The sequence below is a fragment of the Bacillus sp. SIMBA_005 genome (assembly GCF_046535585.1).
GTDB classification, from domain to species: Bacteria; Bacillota; Bacilli; order Bacillales; family Bacillaceae; genus Bacillus; species Bacillus pumilus.
On the sequence record NZ_JAWRWI010001046.1, the window covers coordinates 1 to 241 of the forward strand.

The 241-nt window shown below is 59.8% G+C and carries 1 protein-coding gene; it reads left to right on the forward strand.

The genetic code is table 11. The features are described 5' to 3' along the window. Positions 1-241 (forward strand): ATP-binding cassette domain-containing protein (locus SB660_RS23305; RefSeq protein ID WP_410584932.1); only part of this gene is annotated, 241 nt, incomplete at both ends.

Sequence of the window (241 nt, forward strand, 5' to 3'; positions counted from 1 at the left end):
TGGGGCGGTTCCTCCCCAAGACCGAAACATCGGTGTGGTTTTTCAAAACTATGCGCTCTTTCCCCACATGACCGTGGAGCAGAACGTTGGGTTTCCGCTGCAGATGCGTCGGCTCCCCAAATCAGAACGCCAGCAACGAATTCGTGCGGCGCTGGATCTGGTGCGGCTCGCGAACAAAGCGCGGATGTACCCTGCCCAACTTTCAGGTGGGCAACAGCAGCGAGTGGCTCTCGCTCGCGCG